At 69.1% G+C, this 16,096-nt stretch carries 15 protein-coding genes and 2 tRNA genes; 12 read left to right on the forward strand and 5 right to left on the reverse strand.

All coding sequences use genetic code 11. The features are described from left to right. Positions 1-194: 194 nt before the first annotated feature. The 3 genes from J2754_RS15465 to J2754_RS15475 all read left to right on the forward strand — a co-directional run bounded on the left by J2754_RS15465 (position 195) and on the right by J2754_RS15475 (position 3,196). Entirely contained in the window at positions 195-1,340 is a 1,146-nt protein-coding gene (locus tag J2754_RS15465; RefSeq protein WP_211087950.1) for a M20 family metallopeptidase, read from the forward strand. A gap of 67 nt (positions 1,341-1,407) precedes the next feature. Then, positions 1,408-2,916: a carboxypeptidase M32 gene (locus J2754_RS15470; RefSeq protein WP_211087951.1), complete on the forward strand. Its 1,509-nt coding sequence runs from the start codon at positions 1,408-1,410 to the stop codon at positions 2,914-2,916. A 112-nt stretch (positions 2,917-3,028) separates the two neighbouring features. Then, on the forward strand, positions 3,029-3,196 hold the full coding sequence (locus J2754_RS15475) for an HVO_0416 family zinc finger protein (protein WP_188876424.1): 168 nt from the start codon (positions 3,029-3,031) through the stop codon (positions 3,194-3,196). 24 nt (positions 3,197-3,220) lie between these two features. On the opposite strand, the gene J2754_RS15480 is transcribed toward J2754_RS15475, so the two are convergent. Together J2754_RS15480 and J2754_RS15485 are read right to left on the reverse strand one after the other, a co-directional pair. Next, positions 3,221-5,146 carry an ABC transporter ATP-binding protein gene (locus tag J2754_RS15480; RefSeq protein WP_188876426.1) on the reverse strand — a complete coding sequence of 642 codons (1,926 nt, stop codon included), beginning with the start codon at positions 5,144-5,146 and terminating at the stop codon, positions 3,221-3,223. Positions 5,147-5,180: 34 nt separating this feature from the next. Next, positions 5,181-5,678, reverse strand: coding sequence for a DUF192 domain-containing protein (locus J2754_RS15485; protein ID WP_211087952.1), 498 nt, complete (start codon positions 5,676-5,678; stop codon positions 5,181-5,183). Between the two features lie 92 nt (positions 5,679-5,770). Here J2754_RS15485 and J2754_RS15490 point away from each other — a divergent pair. The 3 genes from J2754_RS15490 to J2754_RS15500 all read left to right on the forward strand — a co-directional run bounded on the left by J2754_RS15490 (position 5,771) and on the right by J2754_RS15500 (position 6,749). Beyond that, positions 5,771-5,843 (forward strand) — tRNA-Val (locus J2754_RS15490). A gap of 222 nt (positions 5,844-6,065) precedes the next feature. After that, positions 6,066-6,139: transfer RNA gene (locus J2754_RS15495), tRNA-Phe, on the forward strand. Between the two features lie 415 nt (positions 6,140-6,554). Beyond that, positions 6,555-6,749, forward strand: coding sequence for a cold-shock protein (locus tag J2754_RS15500; protein WP_021780643.1), 195 nt, complete (start codon positions 6,555-6,557; stop codon positions 6,747-6,749). A 166-nt stretch (positions 6,750-6,915) separates the two neighbouring features. Here J2754_RS15500 and J2754_RS15505 read toward each other — a convergent pair whose 3' ends face one another. Then, positions 6,916-8,862, reverse strand: coding sequence for an ATP-binding protein (locus J2754_RS15505; RefSeq protein ID WP_211087953.1), 1,947 nt, complete (start codon positions 8,860-8,862; stop codon positions 6,916-6,918). Positions 8,863-9,056: 194 nt separating this feature from the next. On the opposite strand from J2754_RS15505, the gene J2754_RS15510 reads away from it, so the two are divergent. Beyond that, a complete protein-coding gene (locus tag J2754_RS15510; RefSeq protein ID WP_188876433.1) occupies positions 9,057-9,593 on the forward strand; it encodes a 50S ribosomal protein L16 in 537 nt (178 codons plus the stop codon). A 43-nt stretch (positions 9,594-9,636) separates the two neighbouring features. Further along, positions 9,637-10,497, forward strand: coding sequence for an ATP-grasp domain-containing protein (locus tag J2754_RS15515; protein ID WP_188876434.1), 861 nt, complete (start codon positions 9,637-9,639; stop codon positions 10,495-10,497). Here the strand turns inward: J2754_RS15515 and J2754_RS15520 are convergent, their stop codons facing one another. Further along, positions 10,498-10,878, reverse strand: a complete 381-nt coding sequence (locus tag J2754_RS15520) for an Hsp20/alpha crystallin family protein (RefSeq protein WP_188876436.1) — start codon at positions 10,876-10,878, stop codon at positions 10,498-10,500. It lies immediately after the preceding gene. 143 nt (positions 10,879-11,021) lie between these two features. Between J2754_RS15520 and gap the strand changes: the two genes are divergently transcribed. The 3 genes from gap to J2754_RS15535 all read left to right on the forward strand — a co-directional run bounded on the left by gap (position 11,022) and on the right by J2754_RS15535 (position 13,875). After that, positions 11,022-12,068 (forward strand): type I glyceraldehyde-3-phosphate dehydrogenase, encoded by a 1,047-nt coding sequence (gap, locus tag J2754_RS15525; RefSeq protein WP_188876438.1) that lies wholly within the window; start codon positions 11,022-11,024, stop codon positions 12,066-12,068. Between the two features lie 97 nt (positions 12,069-12,165). Beyond that, the gene (locus J2754_RS15530) at positions 12,166-13,380 is read left to right on the forward strand and encodes a phosphoglycerate kinase (RefSeq protein ID WP_188876440.1); all 1,215 of its coding nucleotides are present in this window, start codon (positions 12,166-12,168) and stop codon (positions 13,378-13,380) included. After that, on the forward strand, positions 13,381-13,875 hold the full coding sequence (locus J2754_RS15535; protein WP_188876443.1) for a metallophosphoesterase: 495 nt from the start codon (positions 13,381-13,383) through the stop codon (positions 13,873-13,875). Here the strand turns inward: J2754_RS15535 and J2754_RS15540 are convergent. Further along, positions 13,872-14,945 (reverse strand): type II glyceraldehyde-3-phosphate dehydrogenase, encoded by a 1,074-nt coding sequence (locus J2754_RS15540; RefSeq protein ID WP_188876445.1) that lies wholly within the window; start codon positions 14,943-14,945, stop codon positions 13,872-13,874. The genes J2754_RS15535 and J2754_RS15540 overlap by 4 nt on opposite strands. Before the next feature lie 128 nt (positions 14,946-15,073). Between J2754_RS15540 and J2754_RS15545 the strand changes: the two genes are divergently transcribed. After that, positions 15,074-16,021 carry an aminopeptidase gene (locus tag J2754_RS15545; protein ID WP_211087954.1) on the forward strand — a complete coding sequence of 316 codons (948 nt, stop codon included), beginning with the start codon at positions 15,074-15,076 and terminating at the stop codon, positions 16,019-16,021. Positions 16,022-16,096 lie beyond the last annotated feature (75 nt).

Here is a 16,096-nt window from a genome sequence, read left to right on the forward strand (position 1 = left end):
TGTCGTGCACAGACTGGACTTCCTCATTCCTTCCGAAAGGTGCCTCGATAAGCCGCCGCTATCACGCGGTTTCTCGCTTAACTAAAGACGGATGGGGTGTCCAAGAACCCCCAGACGGGCGTGCGAACGCCGCTCTCGCGCACCGCGCGCTCGTCGCCGCCCGAGTTTTCCCGCTCGCCCCCGTCCGCCGACGCATGGACGAACTCGAATCGCTGACCCGCGACCTCGTCGCGATCTCCGCCCACGACGACGAGACGGCCGTCGGCGATCGGATCGAGTCGTGGCTCCGCGAGCACACCGACGCGGCGGTCGAACGCGACGACGCCCCGAACGGCGGGAACGTCATCGCCCGGAGAGCGACTGGCCCCCGGTCGCCGTCCGGGGACGCCATCGCCCAGCGCGGCTCCGACGAGACCGGCGACGGCGACACGTCGCTCGCCCTCGTCGGCCATCACGACGTCGTTCCCCCCGCAGACGCCCAGCTCGCCGACGATGGCACGTACCGCGTCCGCCGCGAGGGCGGACGGCTCTACGGCCGCGGCACCGCGGACATGACGGGCGCGCTCGCCGCGATGCTCCTCGCGTTCCGCGAGGCGGACCCCGCGGGCGACGTGGTCTTCGCGTCGTTCGTCGGCGAGGAACGGGGAGGGATCGGCGCTCGTCACGCCATTCAGAACGATTTTTCGCCCAACTACGCCGTCGTCGGCGAGGGCTCGACGGGCTACTCCGCGCCCGGGACGGTGGATGTCGCCGTCGCGCACAAAGGCCGGCGCGCCAGCACGCTTCGCGCGTCCGGAACGGCCGCGCACGCGAGCGAACCCGAGGCGGGTACGAACGCCGTCTACCGGGCCTGCGACGCCGTCGGCGTCGTCCGCGACCTCGACGCACCGGAGACCGAGGTGTTGGGCCACCGGATCGCCGGGAGCCTCGTCGTGACCGGGATCGACGGCGGCGGGGCGTGGAACGTCGTCCCCGACGCCTGCGAGGTGACGGTCGACGAGCGGACCGTCCCCGGTGAGCGCGCGGCGCTCGCCCGCGCGGCCGAGATCGAGGGGGTCGCGTGGGACGTCGAGCAGGACCTCCCGCCGATGGCGTGCGACGACGCGGCCTTCGCGGACGCGGTGACCGACGCCGCCGCGGGCGCGCAAGCGGGAGCTCCGACGCAGGTGGTGAAGCCCCACGCGACCGACGCGGGGTGGCTCGCGGACACCGGCACGACCTGCGTCGTCTGCGGGCCTGCCGAACCCGGCGAGGCCCACACCGACGCGGAGAGCGTCTCCCTCGACGCCCTCCGCACCTGCCGGGACGCGTACACCGCGATCGCCGCGCGCTGGCCGTAGCGTCGCGGCCGCGACACCGCGCGCCGGGACGGGTGGCTTCTTGTGACCGCGCGCCGCTCGTTCACTCATGACGGACCACCGCGCGGACGCTCCCGAAGCCTATCGCGAACTGCTCGATCAGTACGAACGCGTCACCGCGCTCGGCGGCGTGCAGGGCACGCTCTCCTGGGACCAACAGGTGATGATGCCCGAGGGCGGCAACCCCGCGCGCTCGAAACAGCTCTCCGTGGCGTCCGGGCTCAGCCACGACCTGCTGACCGACGACGTCGTCACCGACTCGCTGGCCGTCCTCGACGACGCGGCCCTCACCGACGAGCAGGCCGCGGTCGTCCGCGAGATCGAGCGCCAGTACGTCCGCGCCGAGCGCGTCCCGCGCGACCTCGTCGAGGAGATCTCACAGACCTCCAGCGAGGCCCTGCAGGCGTGGGAGGAGGCCCGCGAGAACGACGACTTCGAGACGTTCGCACCGTACCTCGACGAGCTGGTCGACCTCAAACGCGAGTACGCCGCGCACATCGACGATCAGCGCGACCCGTACGCGGTGCTCTTCGAGGAATACGAACCCTACCTCGACCTCGAAACGGCCGAGCGCGTCCTCGATCGCCTCCGCGAGGAGCTCGTCCCGCTGATCGACGCCGTGCAGGCGTCCGACGCCGACCTCGCCGCGCCCTTCGCGGGCGGGACGTACGACCCCGAAGCGCAGGAGGCTTTCTCGCGCGACGTCCTCGACGCGCTCGGCTACGACTGGGACCGCGGTCGCCTCGACACGTCGACGCACCCCTTCACCGTCGGCAATCAGTTCGACTCGCGCATCACGACGCGCTTCAGCGAGGACGAACCGCTCGACTCGATGATGAGCACCGTCCACGAGTTCGGCCACGCGCGCTACAATCTCGGCCTCCCGCGGGAGGAGTACGGGACGCCGCTCGGCGAGGCCCGCGATCTCACCGTCCACGAGTCCCAATCGCGCCTCTGGGAGAACCACGTCGGGCGCTCGGCGGCCTTCTGGGAGCACTTCGCGGGCGACCTCCGCGGGCAGTTCCCCACCGTCGACGCGACGCCCCGCGACCTCTACGAGGCCGCCAACCGCGTCTACCCGGACAACCTCATCCGGGTGGAGGCGGACGAACTCACTTACCACATGCACATCGTCCTCCGCTTCGAGATCGAGCGCGCCCTCATCTCGGGCGACCTCGACGTCGCGGACGTCCCCGAAGCGTGGAACGACAAGATGGCCGAGTACCTCGGCGTCCGGCCCGACACGGACAGCGAGGGATGTCTCCAGAACATCCACTGGAGCCACGGGAACTTCGGCTACTTCCCGACGTACTCGCTCGGGAGCGTCCTCGCCGCACAGCTCTACGCGCACGCCGAGGCCGATATCGACGGCCTCGACGCCGCGATCAGCGGGGGCGACTTCGACCCGCTCGCCGACTGGCTCGGCGAACGCGTCCACCGTCACGGCCGTCGCTACACGACGCCGGACCTGATCGAGGAGGCGACCGGCGAACCGTACACGGCCGATCACTTCCTCGACTACGTGAACGCGAAGTTCGGCGACCTCTACGATCTCTGAGCGCCGCCGAGTCGCCGCCACCGCGTCGCTCGCGTCCGACGCGGCGTTCATCGAGAGCGTGGTACCGACCACCACAAAGATTATATCGTTAGTGTGGTATACTGTACCATGTATGTCGAGCGCACGGGATACCGAATCGGTTCTGGACGAGTTCCTCGAACACACCGGTCACGACGTCGAGGCCTGGGACCGAAGCTATAACAAGAAACAGTGTCCCGACTGCGGCGGCCTCCACGAGACGGCGGCCCGCGAGTGTAGCGTCTGCGGCTGGTCGCCCTGATCCGCCCCGCCGGCCGCCCCGACTTCAGTCGTCGTTCGCGCTCTCCTCTTCGACCCGTTGTGCCCCGCGCTCGCGGGCGCGTTCCACGAACGCCTCGGGCAGCTCGTCTATTTCGCCGGCCTGCACGCCCCAGAGGTTCGCGTAGAGGCCGTCCTCCGCGAGGAGTTCCTCGTGCGCGCCGCGCTCGACGACTCGCCCGTCCTCCAGCACGAGGATCGTGTCCGCGTCCTTCACCGTCGAGAGCCGGTGCGCGATGGTGAACGTCGTCCGGTCCGCGGTGAGACGATCGAGCGAGCGCTGGATCAGCATCTCCGTCTCCGTGTCGACGTCCGACGTCGCCTCGTCGAGGATCATGATGTCGGGGTCCTTCAGCACCGCGCGGGCGATGTCGATCCGCTGGCGCTGGCCGCCCGAGAGCTTCACGCCCCGCTCGCCCACCATCGTCTCGTAGCCGTCGGGGAGGTTCGTGACGAACTCGTGGGCCTGAGCGGCCTTCGCGGCGTCGACGACGTCCTCGTGGTCGGCGTCGAAGGAGCCGTAGCGGATGTTCTCCGCGACGGTGCCGTAGAAGAGGAACGTGTCCTGCGAGACGTAGCCGATGGCCTCCCGGAGACTCGAGAGGGTCACCTCGCCGATGTCCTGATCGTCGATCCGGATCGCACCCGAGTCGGGGTCGTACATCCGCATGAGGAGTTTGAGCACCGTGGACTTCCCCGCGCCCGTCGGGCCGACGAGCGCGAGCGTCTCGCCGCCGTCGATCTCGAACGAGACGTCCTCGATGATCGTCTCCTCGTCGTAGCCGAACGTCACGTCGTCGTACTCGACCGCGCCGTCATCGACGATCAGGTCCGCGGCGTCGGGCTCTTCGGCGACGCGCGAGGGCTGGTCCATCAGCCCGAAGATGCGTTCGCTCGCCGCGCGCGCCCGCTGGTACATGTTGATGATCTGCCCGAACTGCGCCATCGGCCAGATGAACTGCTGGCTCAACTGGATGAAGACGACGAACGCGCCCACCGTCAGCGTCCCCTCCATCCCGAGCGGCGGGCCGACCGCCACCCAGTACGCGCCGACGAGGAAGGTCAACACGAAGCCGAGCCCCGAGATGACGCGCAGCGCCGGGAAGAACTTGATCCGGACCGTCACCGCCCCCCAGTTCGCGTCGAAGTAGTCCCGCGAGGACTCCTCGACGCGTTCGTCCTCGTACTCCTCCGTGCTCGAGGTCTTGATGACTTGGATGCCGCCGAGGTTGTTCTCCAGTCGGGAGTTCAGCTGCCCGACGGAGGAGCGGACGGCCGCGTATTTGGGCTGGATGCGCTTGACGAACCAGTACGTGAAGCCCGCGATCACCGGCACCGGGAGGAGCGTCAGGATCGCCAGCCGCCAGTTGTAGGAGAAGAGGACGACCGCGACGCCGACGACCATCACCGCGAGGCGGAGCGCGGAGTTCAGCCCGTCGTTCAGAAAGCGCTCGAGCCTGTTGACGTCGTTCGAGAGGACGGACATCATCTCGCCCGTCTGCTTCTCCGCGAAGAAGGCCATGTTCAGCCGCTGCATCCGCTCGTAGGTGTCCGTGCGCACCGCGTGCTGGACGTGCTGGCTGTACGCGTTCCACCCCCAGTTGCGGACCCAGTGACACCCCGCGCCGAGGACGAACGACCCCGCGACGATCCCCGCCGCGATCAGCACCTGCTCGCCCGTCGTCCATCCAGCGCGCAGCGGCGCCGGGAGGAACGCGAGGAACGTCCCGTCGTCGCGGAGGATCGTGTCGATCGCGTAGCCGAGCATCACCGGCGGCACGAGATCGAGGAGGCGCGCGACGATCGACGCGACGACGCCGAGCGTGAACTGCCCCCAGAACTCCCGGCCGTACTCCGAGAAGAGCCGCCACATCGCGTTCCCAGAGGTCGCCCGCACGTCCGCGAACGCGTCGTCCGCACCCTGTTCGCTCATTCGTCCCGACTACGCGGTGCGCAGGAAAAAGGTTTCAACTCCCGACGTCCCCGCCGCGACCGTACTCGATCGCCACCCGATCCCCGGCCGCGATCCCGTGACGCGCCGTCCACCCCCGTGGGACCTCTATCACCCACTTCGCCCGACCCGTGTAGCGGCGATACGGCGGCTCCTCCGTCCCCGCGTGGTGGATTCGGGTGATCCGCCCGTCCGCCCCGACGAAGACGATGTCGAGCGGGTAGGCCATGTCGCGCATCACGTACGCCCGCGGCCCCTCGGTCTCGTAGACGAACAGCATTCCCGAGCCGTTCGCCAGCGACGCGGTCTCCGAGAGGCCCCGATAGCGCTCGGCCTCGGAGTCCGCCACCGACGCGTCCACGACGCCGAGCGTCGACCCGTTCTCGTCCGCGATCGTCACCGTCGCGCCGTCGTGGCCCGTCGACCCCGTGAACGCCCACGCCCCGACGGCGACGAGCGCGACCCCGAACAGGACCGCCAGCGCCGTCGTCGCCCGTCGCGTCCGCCGATCCATACCCCGACGAAGCCCGCGACGCCGCCTAAGCGTTCCGCCGCCAGCGGTCGAAGGGAAACCGTTTTGCCGCGCCTCCGCCACTCACGACGTGCGGGTTCGTGGTCTAGTGGTTATGACGTCTCCCTTACAAGGAGAAGGTCGGTGGTTCGAATCCGCCCGAACCCACTTCCGACGTCGTCACGCGACGAGCGACGACGCCGCGTGTGGGATCGCCCTGCTCACCGCGCGTCCCTGTCGACGTTGAAGACCGCCGTCCCGTCGGACGCTCGGTCGTCCCTCGCGGATTTAGCGCCGTCGTTCCCCCCAGACGACCGCCCGTCCGTTTCCACCGTCGCCCCGTGCGTTTCGTAACCCTTTTTTCCACGCTCGTCCTCGGGTGACGTGCACGCCGCCTTAGCTCAGACTGGGAGAGCACTCGACTGAAGATCGAGCTGTCCCCCGTTCAAATCGGGGAGGCGGCATTTTCCCGCGAACTCGTGAGGAAGCGATGCGACCGAACCGCGCGTGGGGCCGCCGTCGCCCGTCCCGGTTCGAACCCCGGTACTCTGTACCCACGTTTCGCTGTCGTTCACTCCGACGAGCGCGCAGCCGCCGCGCCGTTGCCGTCGACACGCGACTCACCGGTCGTGCGCACGTCCACACTCGTTTCCGCGGTCGGCACCGTGGTGTTCGCGCCCGATTTCCGGACCGTTCGTCCTCGGTGCGTTCGTGTCGATGGGCGGCGCGCTCGCGCGCTACTACGACTGCTGAACGGTCTGCTGTCGGTGATCACCTCGCCGTCGGGCTCGTGCGGTCACATCCCCTCTGGAAGCCGGTCGCACCGACCGCCTCCATCCCGCAAGAGTTATCCGTGGACAGCCACATCGTACAAAGGCAATGGCGAAAGGCGTAGTTGACTTCTTCAACGACACGGGCGGTTACGGATTCATCGAGACTGACGACGCGGACGAGGACGTCTTCTTCCACATGGAAGACGTCGGCGGCCCCGACCTGGAAGAAGGTCAGGAGGTCGAGTTCGACATCGAGGAGGCCGAGAAGGGCCCCCGCGCGACGAACCTCACCCGCCTGTAACTCGTTGAAGGAGGCCGCCGTAACGGCGGCATTGCGGTAACGGTTCTCGACTCCCGGAAGCGCTGACGGTTGCGGTGTGAGCGACTCCGGTCCTTATCTTCCAACGAGAGCGACGCGTCATCCGACTCGTCGCGCTCGGTCTTCCACTCAGCGAGCGACGGCGTCGTCACTCGATCCGCCACTGCTCGCCGAGCTCGCCGCGTTCGGCCCGCGGATCGTCGACGAGGCTCCGTAACGCGCGCTCGTCGAACGCGTATTGCCGCTCGCGGTCCCGCACCACGAGGTCGCGCCCGCGCAACTCGACGAGAAGGGAGTGGATCGCCTCCATCGAGGCCCCCGTCGCGACGACGAGCGCCCGCGCCGACTGCGACGTCTCGCTCAGTCGCTCGTAGACCGCTTCGGCGGTCGACTCGTTACACCGCGAGGCGCGTCGCGCCGCATCGAGTCGCGTCCGGACCGCGGACGCGTCGAGGAGCGCCCCCGGTTCGTCCACCGTCGTGGCGCCCGCCTCGCGCTCACCGTCCGCGCTTCCCGTGGACGCGTCCCCGTCGGCCGCTCCGCTCGCCGGTCGTTCGCGTCCGTGTCCGTGTCCGCGCGACGCGCGCTCGCGCTCCGACGAGCGCTGGAGCCGATCGAGGACGTCCCCGATGCGCTCCGTCGGTTCGATACGGCCCTCGCCGTCGCGCTCGGTTTCCGCCGTCGTCGCGCCCGCGTCGTCCGTTCCCAGCGCGGCCAGCTGGTCCTCGAAGTCGGCCACCGACGCGTTCGCCTCCTCGCCGGTGTCCTCACCGACATCGTCTACCGCGGTGTCGACGCCCGACGTTCGCGCGGCTTCGTCGTCCGCGTCACCGGCGTCGGGCGAGTCCCCGCGTCCGACCGCGGCGAGTCGCGCTTCGAGCTCCGCGACGCGCTCGCGGAGGGCCGCGACGCCGTCGGTCGTCGTGTCCGCGCCTCCCGTGGTCCCGGTCCCACCTCCGTCGTTCGCGTCCGCGTCCAGCGTGGTCTGCGCGGCCGCGTCGCCGTCTGTCGCCGCCCCGTCCGCGGTACGCGCGTCGACGGGACCGCGATCCGGGTCGCCGTGCGCCACCGCGTTTGCGAGCTTGCGAGCGGCCGCCGAGACGTCGCGCGCCCGGTCGAGTTCGGCCTCCAGCTCGGCGATGCGCTCCTCCCGGTTCTCCACGCGGCGTTCGAGCTCGGCGATCCGGTCCTGGCGTTGCTCCTCGGCGTCCCTGATGTCCGCGAGGTCCTCAACGAGCGTGTCGCTCACCGACTTCAGCTCCGGGCGTTCGAAGTCGTCGAGACCGGGCGTCGCGCCCGCGTCGAACGTCCGCTTGCGCTTGAACTGGACGCGCTCGACCGCCGCGTCCGTCCAGTCCGCCTGCACGAACGCCTCCCCGGCGTCGAGGTCCGAGACCGCGGCCTCGTACTCGCTCCCGACGATCCGGCCGACGACCTTCGTGTCGTTCTCCCAGGTGAGCCGGTGCCAGACGAGCCAGTTCGCCTGCGTGATGAAGTCCTTCTTCACGTCCGCGGGACGTTGGCTGATGCCGACCACGCCGAGGCCGTGCTTTCGGCCGCGCTTGCCGACCTTGATGAGCATCCGCCCCGTCTCGCCCATCCCCGCCCCCTCCGGGATGTACTCGTGGACCTCCTCGACGACGAGCAGGAAGGGCTTTTTGAGCTTCTTCTCCTTGGCGAAGAGGTGTTTCGCCGTCTCGAAGACGAGCTCGTCCGCTGCCGCCTCGTCGAGGAACCCCGAGACGTCGAGGATCACGGGCACGTTCTCTTCGAGGGCGATCGTGGCGAGGCGCTCTGCGTGCTCCGGGCTCACCTGGATGTCGCAGCCGTCGTCCGCGCCCGCGTGTAGGAGCTCGTACTCCTCCTTGAGCCCGTAGTACTCGCCGTCCGTGTCGACGACGAGGACGGGATACTGGCGTTCGAGCAGCTCCTCGATGACGACCGAGACGGAGTTGCTCTTCCCGCTCCCGCTCTTCCCGGTGATGAACGCGCGACCGGTCAGGACCTCTTCCGTCGGAAGCCGGAGGGAGTCACCGTCGGCCGTCTCGCCGACAGGGAGATGGCGCTCGTCGACGCCGTCGTCTGCGGGGGCCATGTGGGTCGTCGGGGAGAACGACGCCCGGTGGCAAGAAGATTGCCGTCGTCGCGGGCGGCGTCCCGACCCACATCGTCACGCATCGCTCACGTTCGCGCCCGCCCGCCGTCCCGTCGGCGGAGCGTCGGTATCGCTCCGCTCTACCAGTTCGAAGGCTTTAACCGCGCGCTAGCCGTCAGCCTCGGGTAGTAACCATGGCCGACAATCCCGCCTCCATGTATCGGACGATCGACAAGCCGTCCTACACCCGACGCGAGTACATCACGGGCATCCCCGGCTCGAAGATCGCCCAGTTCAAGATGGGCGACCTGCAGGCGGACCCCGAGGACTACGACGTCCAGATCAGCCTCAAGCCCGAGGAGGAGTGTCAGCTCCGCCACGGCTCGCTCGAGGCCGCTCGCCTCTCCGCGAACCGCCACCTGATCAAGGAGCTCGGCGAGGGCAACTACAAGATGATCCTCCGCAAGTTCCCCCACCAGGTCCTCCGCGAGAACAAGCAGGCGACCGGCGCGGGCGCGGACCGCGTCTCCGACGGGATGCGACAGGCCTTCGGCGTCCCCGTCGGGACCGCGACCCGCATCTACCCGAACGAGCGTCTCTTCACCGCGTGGTGCAGCGTCGAACAGGCCGACGCCGTGAAGGAGGCCTTCCGCCGCGCGTACAACAAGATCACGCCGCCGTGCAAGGTCGAGGTCGAGCGCGGGCAGGACCTCCTGACGAAGGCGGACTGACGGCTAACGAGTCCTTTTACTCGCCCCCCCTCCAAGGGGGGATATGTTCCGGCTCGCGTTCGCCAACGAGGCCGAGACGTTCGAGCGCGTCCGCGACCCCCTCGCCGAGCGCGGCATCGCGGTCGAGGCCGTCGCCGCCTCCCACGGTTCGTACTCCCTCACCGAGCCACCGGTCGACGGTGAGCGCTTCGACGCCGGCTTCGTCTTCCCCGGGCGGATCATGGAGGGCGGGGTGCTCGACGCGTGGCTCGACGTCCCGTGGCTCAACGACCGCGAGGCCGTCCTCACGTCGCGCAACAAGGCGGGCGTGCTCGCCACGCTCGCGGACGCGGGGATCCCGACGCCCGACTCGGTGCTCGTCTCGAACCCCGCGGACACCGACGCGCTCGTCGCGGCCTACGAGTGCCTCCCCTCGCCCGTCGTGGTGAAACCGAACTCGACGACGCGCGGGATCGGCGTGGCGAAGGCCGCGGACCTCGACTCCTTCCTCGGGATCTGCGACTACCTCGACCTCGTCCACGACTACCGGGCGACCGGGGATCGCTCCTACCTCGTCCAGGAGTACCTCCCGAACGCGCGCGATTATCGCGTGATGGTGTTGGAGGGCGACGTCGTCGGGGCGGTCGAGCGCCGTCTCCCAGACGCCGACGTCGCGGCGGGTCGGTGGAAGCACAACGTCCATCGGGGGGCGGAGGCCGTCGGCGTCGATCCGGACCCGGAGGTCGCCGCGCTCGCGGAGCGGACGGCGTCGGCGCTCGACGTGCCGTTCCTCGGGGTGGACGTGCTCGTCACGGCGGACCGTGCGGTGGTGAACGAGACGAACGCCCGTCCGACCATCGACGATAGCGAGAAGTACGACGAGGGGTTCTACGACCGCCTCGCGGCGGCCGTGACGGGACTGTAGCTATTCGAAGCCGATGTTCGCGGACTCCTCGGCGCGGTCGAAGGTGACTTCGAGGACGCCGTTGTTGTAGCTCGCGCTCCCGGAGCGCTCGTCGACGCGGCAGGGAAGTTCGAGACGCTCGTCGTACTCGCGGGTCTCCGTCGCCGCGCTGATCGTGAGCGTGCGCCCGTCGCACTTGAGCGAGAGGTCGCCCTTCTCGACGCCGGGGAAGTCGCCGATGATGCGGACCTCCTCGTCGGTCACCTGTACGTCGAGGTGGGTGTCGCTCCCGAAACCGGCGTCGTCGTAGTTACTCTGCGTTCCCTGCATCACGTCGTCCATCATCCGTTCGATCTCGCTGAAGAAGTCGTCGAAGGGGTCGTCCCGGTCGTCGCGTCGCATGCGCTACCGTAGGCCGTACCCGGCCAAAAGGCTTCGGGGCCCCGCGGGTGACGCCTCTTCTTGCGACCAATGCGCACGATATCGGCGTCTCTTGTCGACTTCTTCCGGGGGGTTTTAAGCTGTTTGATTGTTATTACTCGTGTATGAGTGAACTCTCCCTCGACGCCGAGGAAACCGGCGAGGTCGTTCGCGTCGGCCTGAACGGGTTCGGCCGGATCGGGCGCAACGTCTTCCGTGCCGCCCTCGAGGACCCGCGTATCGACCTCGTCGGCATCAACGACGTCATGGACTTCGAGGACATGGCGTATCTCGCGCAGTACGACACCGTCATGGGCCGCCTCGACGGCGTCGAGCGCGACGGCGACGAACTCGTTGTCGGCGACTCCAGCGTCCAACTCCTCAACGTGCAGGACCCCACCGACCTCCCGTGGGGCGAGAAGGACGTCGACGTCGCCCTCGAGTGTACGGGCATCTTCCGCGAGCGCGGACAGGCCGCCCAGCACGTCGAGGCCGGCGCCGAGAAGGTCGTCATCTCCGCGCCGCCGAAGGGCGAGGAGCCCGTGAAGCAGCTCGTCTACGGCGTCAACCACGACGAGTACGACGGCGAGGACGTCGTCTCGAACGCCTCCTGTACGACGAACTCCGTCACGCCGGTCGCGAAGGTGCTCGACGAGGAGTTCGGCATCGAGACGGGGACCCTCACGACCGTCCACGCCTACACGGGTTCGCAGTCGCTCATCGACGGGCCACAGGCGAAGACCCGACGCGGGCGCGCCGCCGCCGAGAACATCGTCCCGACCTCGACGGGCGCCGCCCAAGCCGCGACGAAGATCCTCCCGAACCTCGAGGGCAAACTCGACGGGATGGCGATCCGCGTTCCGGTCCCGGACGGCTCCATCACCGAGCTCGTCGTCGACCTCGACGAGGAGAACGTCACCGCCGAGGAGATCAACGCCGCGTTCCGCGACGCCGCCGACTCCGGGCCGCTCGCCGGCGTCCTCGGTTACACGGACGACGAGGTCGTCTCCAGCGACATCCTCGGTCTCCCGTTCAGCTCGACGGTCGACCTGAACTCCACGAACGTCATCGGCGAGAACGGCGACCTCGTGAAGATCCTCACGTGGTACGACAACGAGTACGGCTTCTCGAACCGCCTGCTCGACGTCTCCGCGTACATCACGCAGTACTGACGTCGCCCCTCGGGCGACGGTAACGCGAGCCGCACCACGCGCGCCGCGCACCGCTTTTCGCCCACCGCTAAGTACCCACCACCCGATCCATCCGACTATGAGCTTCAACACACTCGACGACCTCGAACCCGGCCAGCGCGTGCTGGTCCGCCTCGACCTCAACTCCCCCGTGGAGGACGGCACCGTACAGGACAACCGCCGATTCGAGCGCCACGCCGAGACCGTGCGCGAGCTCGCCGAGCGCGGCGACCGCGTCGTCTGCATGGCCCATCAGGGGCGTCCCGGCGACGACGACTTCGTCTCGCTGCGCCAGCACGCCGACATCCTCGCCGAACACGTGGGACGCGACGTCCGCTTCGTCCCCGACACGTACGGCCCCGAAGCCATCGAGGCCATCGACGATTTGGACGCGGGCGAGGTCCTCCTGTTGGAGAACGTCCGGATGTGCGAGGATGAACTCCCTGAGGCCGATCCCGAGGAGAAGTCGAAATGCGAGCTCGTGCGGACGCTCGCTGCCGAGTTCGACGCGTACGTGAACGACGCCTATTCGGCCGCGCACCGGAAACACGCCTCGCTCGTCGGCTTCCCGCTCGTCCTCCCCAGCTACGCGGGCCGCGTCATGGAGTCCGAGTACGGGGCGAACACCGCCATCGCGTCGCGCACCTTCGACGGACAGGTGACGATGGTCGTCGGCGGCACGAAGGCCACCGACGTCATCGGCGTCATGAACGCCCTCGACGAGAAGGTCGACCGGTTCCTGCTCGGGGGGATCGCGGGCGAACTCTTCCTCCGCGCCGCCGGCTATCCCGTCGGCGAGGACGTCGAGGGGATGGACCTCTTCGACGACCAGTGGGAGCAGAACGCCGACACCATCCGCGCGCTGCTCGAGGAGCGCGGCGACCAGATCACGCTCGCGACGGACCTCGCCTACGAGGACGCTGAGGGCGAGCGCGCCGAGGTGCTCGTCGAGGACGTCGAAGAGAAGACGCAGGGCTTCCTCGACGTCGGCACCGACACGGTCGCCGCCTACGACGACGTCGTCCGGGACTCGGAGGCCGTCTTCGTGAAGGGCGCGCTCGGCCTCTTCGAGGACGAGCGCTTCAGCGTGGGGACGGTCGGCGTCCTCGAAGCCATCGCGGAGACGGACTGCTTCAGCGTCGTCGGCGGCGGCGACACCTCCCGCGCCATCGAGATGTACGGGCTGAGCGAGGACGACTTCTCGCACGTCTCCATCGCGGGCGGCGCGTACATCCGCGCGCTCACCGGCGAACCGCTTCCCGCCGTCGAAGTCCTCGAAGCGGAGGCGAACTGAATGCTCGTCGGCGTCGTCTCCGACACTCACGACGACCTTGAACGCGCTCGGCGCGCGGTCGCGCACTTCGAGGACGCGGGCTGTGAGACCGTGATCCACTGCGGCGACGTCGTCGCGCCGTTCACCGCCGCGGCCTTCGAGAGCGACGCGTTCGACTTCCACGCGGTCCGCGGGAACAACGACGGCGAGTGGGCCCTCCAAGACACGATCCGAACGTTCGGCGAGTACCACGGGGAGTCGGCCGAGCTCACGATCGACGGGACGGAGTTCGCCGTCTACCACGGCACGAGCGGCACGCTCACGGACGCGCTCGTCGCCTGCGAGAAGTACGAGTACGTGCTCTGTGGGCACACCCACGAGCGGCGCCACGACGTCGTCGGGGACACGCAGCGCGTGAATCCCGGCGGCCTGCCGTTCCCGGCCGGCGACGACCGCTATCACGTCGCCACGATCGACACCGAGACGGACGACGTGACGTTCGCCGACCTCGATTAGTCGTCCGCGCTCGCGGCCGCGCCACCGGTGGTGGCGACGCGGTCCGTCGGGGCGTCGAAGCGACCGACGCCGAGCGCGCGGTTCGTCCGAACGACGCTCTCGGCGGCGTCGGCGTCACCGACGAGCGCTCGGATGGCGTCCACGTTCTCCGGGACCACGTCGCTCTCCTGGTGGATCGCCTGGAAGAAGTAGAGGTCGCGTCCCTCCGTGGCGATCGACTCCTCCCACACGCAGTTCTCCCAGAGGTCGCCCCGCGGGCGTCCGGCGTCCTTCGCCAGCTCCTTGAGGTGTCCGGGACCGGCGACGCGCGCGTGTTCCGGGACCATGAAGATCCGCGACTCGTCCGCCAACGTCTCGCGGATCGCCTCGGCGTCGACGTCGCTTTCGAGGGTGACGTTGACGCTGTGGAGGTGCATCAGCGTCGCCGGGACGGTGACGCCCATCGTGTCGATGTCGAGGTCGGGCAACACGGTGTTGACGTCCGGGCCGTGGTGGGACGGGACGGTCACCGGGTCGGGGAGGATGTCGTTGATCGGGCCGCGATCTGACTGCCCCGGGTCGCCGCCGCGGCGAACGAGCGTCGCGCGGGTCTTCTCGACGCCGTAGGCCTCCGCAAGCGGCGTGAGCACTCGGGACAGCCCGGTCGTGTTGCAGGAGACGACGCGGACGTGCTCGGCGTCACCGCGCGCGATCTCGTCGTAGTTCGCGCGGGCGTTGAAGCTCGCGCCGACCGCCTCGGCGTCCTCGCCGCCCTGATAGAGCGCGGGCGTGTCGTGGGCCTCGTAGACCTCGCGGTTCCGCGCGCCGACCCCGGCAGGCGTGCAGTCGACGACGACGTCGCTCACCGCGACGAGGTCGTCGAGGTCGCCCGCGACGGGAATGTCGGCCTCGGCGAACGGGGCCGCGTCGCCGACGGCGTGGACGGCGTAGCCCGCTCGATGTGCGGCCGTGGCTTCGAAGTTCGGGGTCCGCTTTGCGACCCCCGCAACCTTCATGTCGGGCTGTGCCGCGAGCGCGTCCGCGACGCGCTTGCCGATGGTCCCGTATCCGTTGACGCCGACTCGGAGCATTCACTTCCATCTCCGGTGCCCGCGTGATTAATTCTTTCGGGAAATACTGTAAGAAATTAACTACTCGGCGAGTAATCGGGCGACGACGAGGGGCAAGGCCTAACGCCCGCGCGGGCGAGGTATCCCTCATGCCGACGCTCCGCGACGCCGCCGACACCGCCGTCGTTCAATGTCTGGGCATCGAGGCCGACGAGACCGTCGTCGTCGTGACCGACGACGAGCGACGGACGATCGGCGAGGCGCTCTACGAGGCCGCCAGCGACGTCACCGACGACGTCACGATCCTGCGCTACCCGCCGGGCGACCAGCACGGCGCCGAACCGCCCGCGCCCGTCGCCGCCGCACTCCGCGACGCCGACGCCTTCCTCGCGCCGACCACGAAGAGCCTCTCGCACACGCGCGCCCGCTCCCGGGCGAGCGACGCCGGCGTCCGCGGCGCGACCCTCCCCGGGATCACCGAGGACGTCTTCACGACCGGCCTCGACGCGGACTACGCGACCATCCGCCGCCACTGCGCGGACGTCCTCGCGCAAGTCCGGGACGCCGAGGAAGTCAGAGTGACCACGGACGCCGGCACCGATATCACCTTCCAGACCGGCGCGCGCGAGTGGCGACAGGACACCGGGATGGTCCACGAGCCCGGCGACTTCTCGAACCTCCCCGCGGGCGAGGTGTTCGTCTCCCCCGAGACCGCCGACGGAACGTACGTCGTCGACGGGACGATGATGCCCCACGGGCTCCTCGATGCGGGCCGGAAGCTCCGCTTCGAGGTCACCGACGGCTCCGTCACCGCGATCTCGGACGGCGCCGTCCGAGCGGCGGTCGAGGAGGCGGCCGACGAGGTCGGCGACGCCGCCTACAATCTCGCGGAACTCGGCATCGGAACCAACGTGGCCGTCACCGACCTGGTGGGGAGCGTTCTCCTCGACGAGAAGGCCGCCGGCACCGTCCACATCGCCATCGGTGACGACGCGGGTATCGGCGGCGACACCGACGCGCCGCTCCACCTCGACGGGATCGTTCGGGAACCGACCGTGTACGCGGATGGCGAGGTCGTCCGGCTCCCCGAGCCGTAGACCTCGAAAACGCGAGCGGGGGGAAGCCGTGAGGCTTCCAGAAAGCGAATAGGGCGAGATCATCGATCCCGCGAA

This window comes from Halarchaeum nitratireducens, from assembly GCF_017874695.1.
Lineage (GTDB): Archaea > Halobacteriota > Halobacteria > Halobacteriales > Halobacteriaceae > Halarchaeum > Halarchaeum nitratireducens.

Coding starts and splice junctions, on each gene's coding strand:
- J2754_RS15530 (WP_188876440.1), top strand. CDS start 12,166: ATGAGCTTCAACACACTCGACGACCTCGAACCCGGCCAGCGCGTGCTG.
- J2754_RS15505 (WP_211087953.1), bottom strand. CDS start 8,862: ATGGCCCCCGCAGACGACGGCGTCGACGAGCGCCATCTCCCTGTCGGC.
- J2754_RS15470 (WP_211087951.1), top strand. CDS start 1,408: ATGACGGACCACCGCGCGGACGCTCCCGAAGCCTATCGCGAACTGCTC.
- J2754_RS15510 (WP_188876433.1), top strand. CDS start 9,057: ATGGCCGACAATCCCGCCTCCATGTATCGGACGATCGACAAGCCGTCC.
- J2754_RS15520 (WP_188876436.1), bottom strand. CDS start 10,878: ATGCGACGCGACGACCGGGACGACCCCTTCGACGACTTCTTCAGCGAG.
- J2754_RS15485 (WP_211087952.1), bottom strand. CDS start 5,678: ATGGATCGGCGGACGCGACGGGCGACGACGGCGCTGGCGGTCCTGTTC.
- J2754_RS15475 (WP_188876424.1), top strand. CDS start 3,029: ATGTCGAGCGCACGGGATACCGAATCGGTTCTGGACGAGTTCCTCGAA.
- J2754_RS15540 (WP_188876445.1), bottom strand. CDS start 14,945: ATGCTCCGAGTCGGCGTCAACGGATACGGGACCATCGGCAAGCGCGTC.
- J2754_RS15465 (WP_211087950.1), top strand. CDS start 195: ATGGACGAACTCGAATCGCTGACCCGCGACCTCGTCGCGATCTCCGCC.
- J2754_RS15500 (WP_021780643.1), top strand. CDS start 6,555: ATGGCGAAAGGCGTAGTTGACTTCTTCAACGACACGGGCGGTTACGGA.
- J2754_RS15515 (WP_188876434.1), top strand. CDS start 9,637: ATGTTCCGGCTCGCGTTCGCCAACGAGGCCGAGACGTTCGAGCGCGTC.
- J2754_RS15545 (WP_211087954.1), top strand. CDS start 15,074: ATGCCGACGCTCCGCGACGCCGCCGACACCGCCGTCGTTCAATGTCTG.
- J2754_RS15480 (WP_188876426.1), bottom strand. CDS start 5,146: ATGAGCGAACAGGGTGCGGACGACGCGTTCGCGGACGTGCGGGCGACC.
- gap (WP_188876438.1), top strand. CDS start 11,022: ATGAGTGAACTCTCCCTCGACGCCGAGGAAACCGGCGAGGTCGTTCGC.
- J2754_RS15535 (WP_188876443.1), top strand. CDS start 13,381: ATGCTCGTCGGCGTCGTCTCCGACACTCACGACGACCTTGAACGCGCT.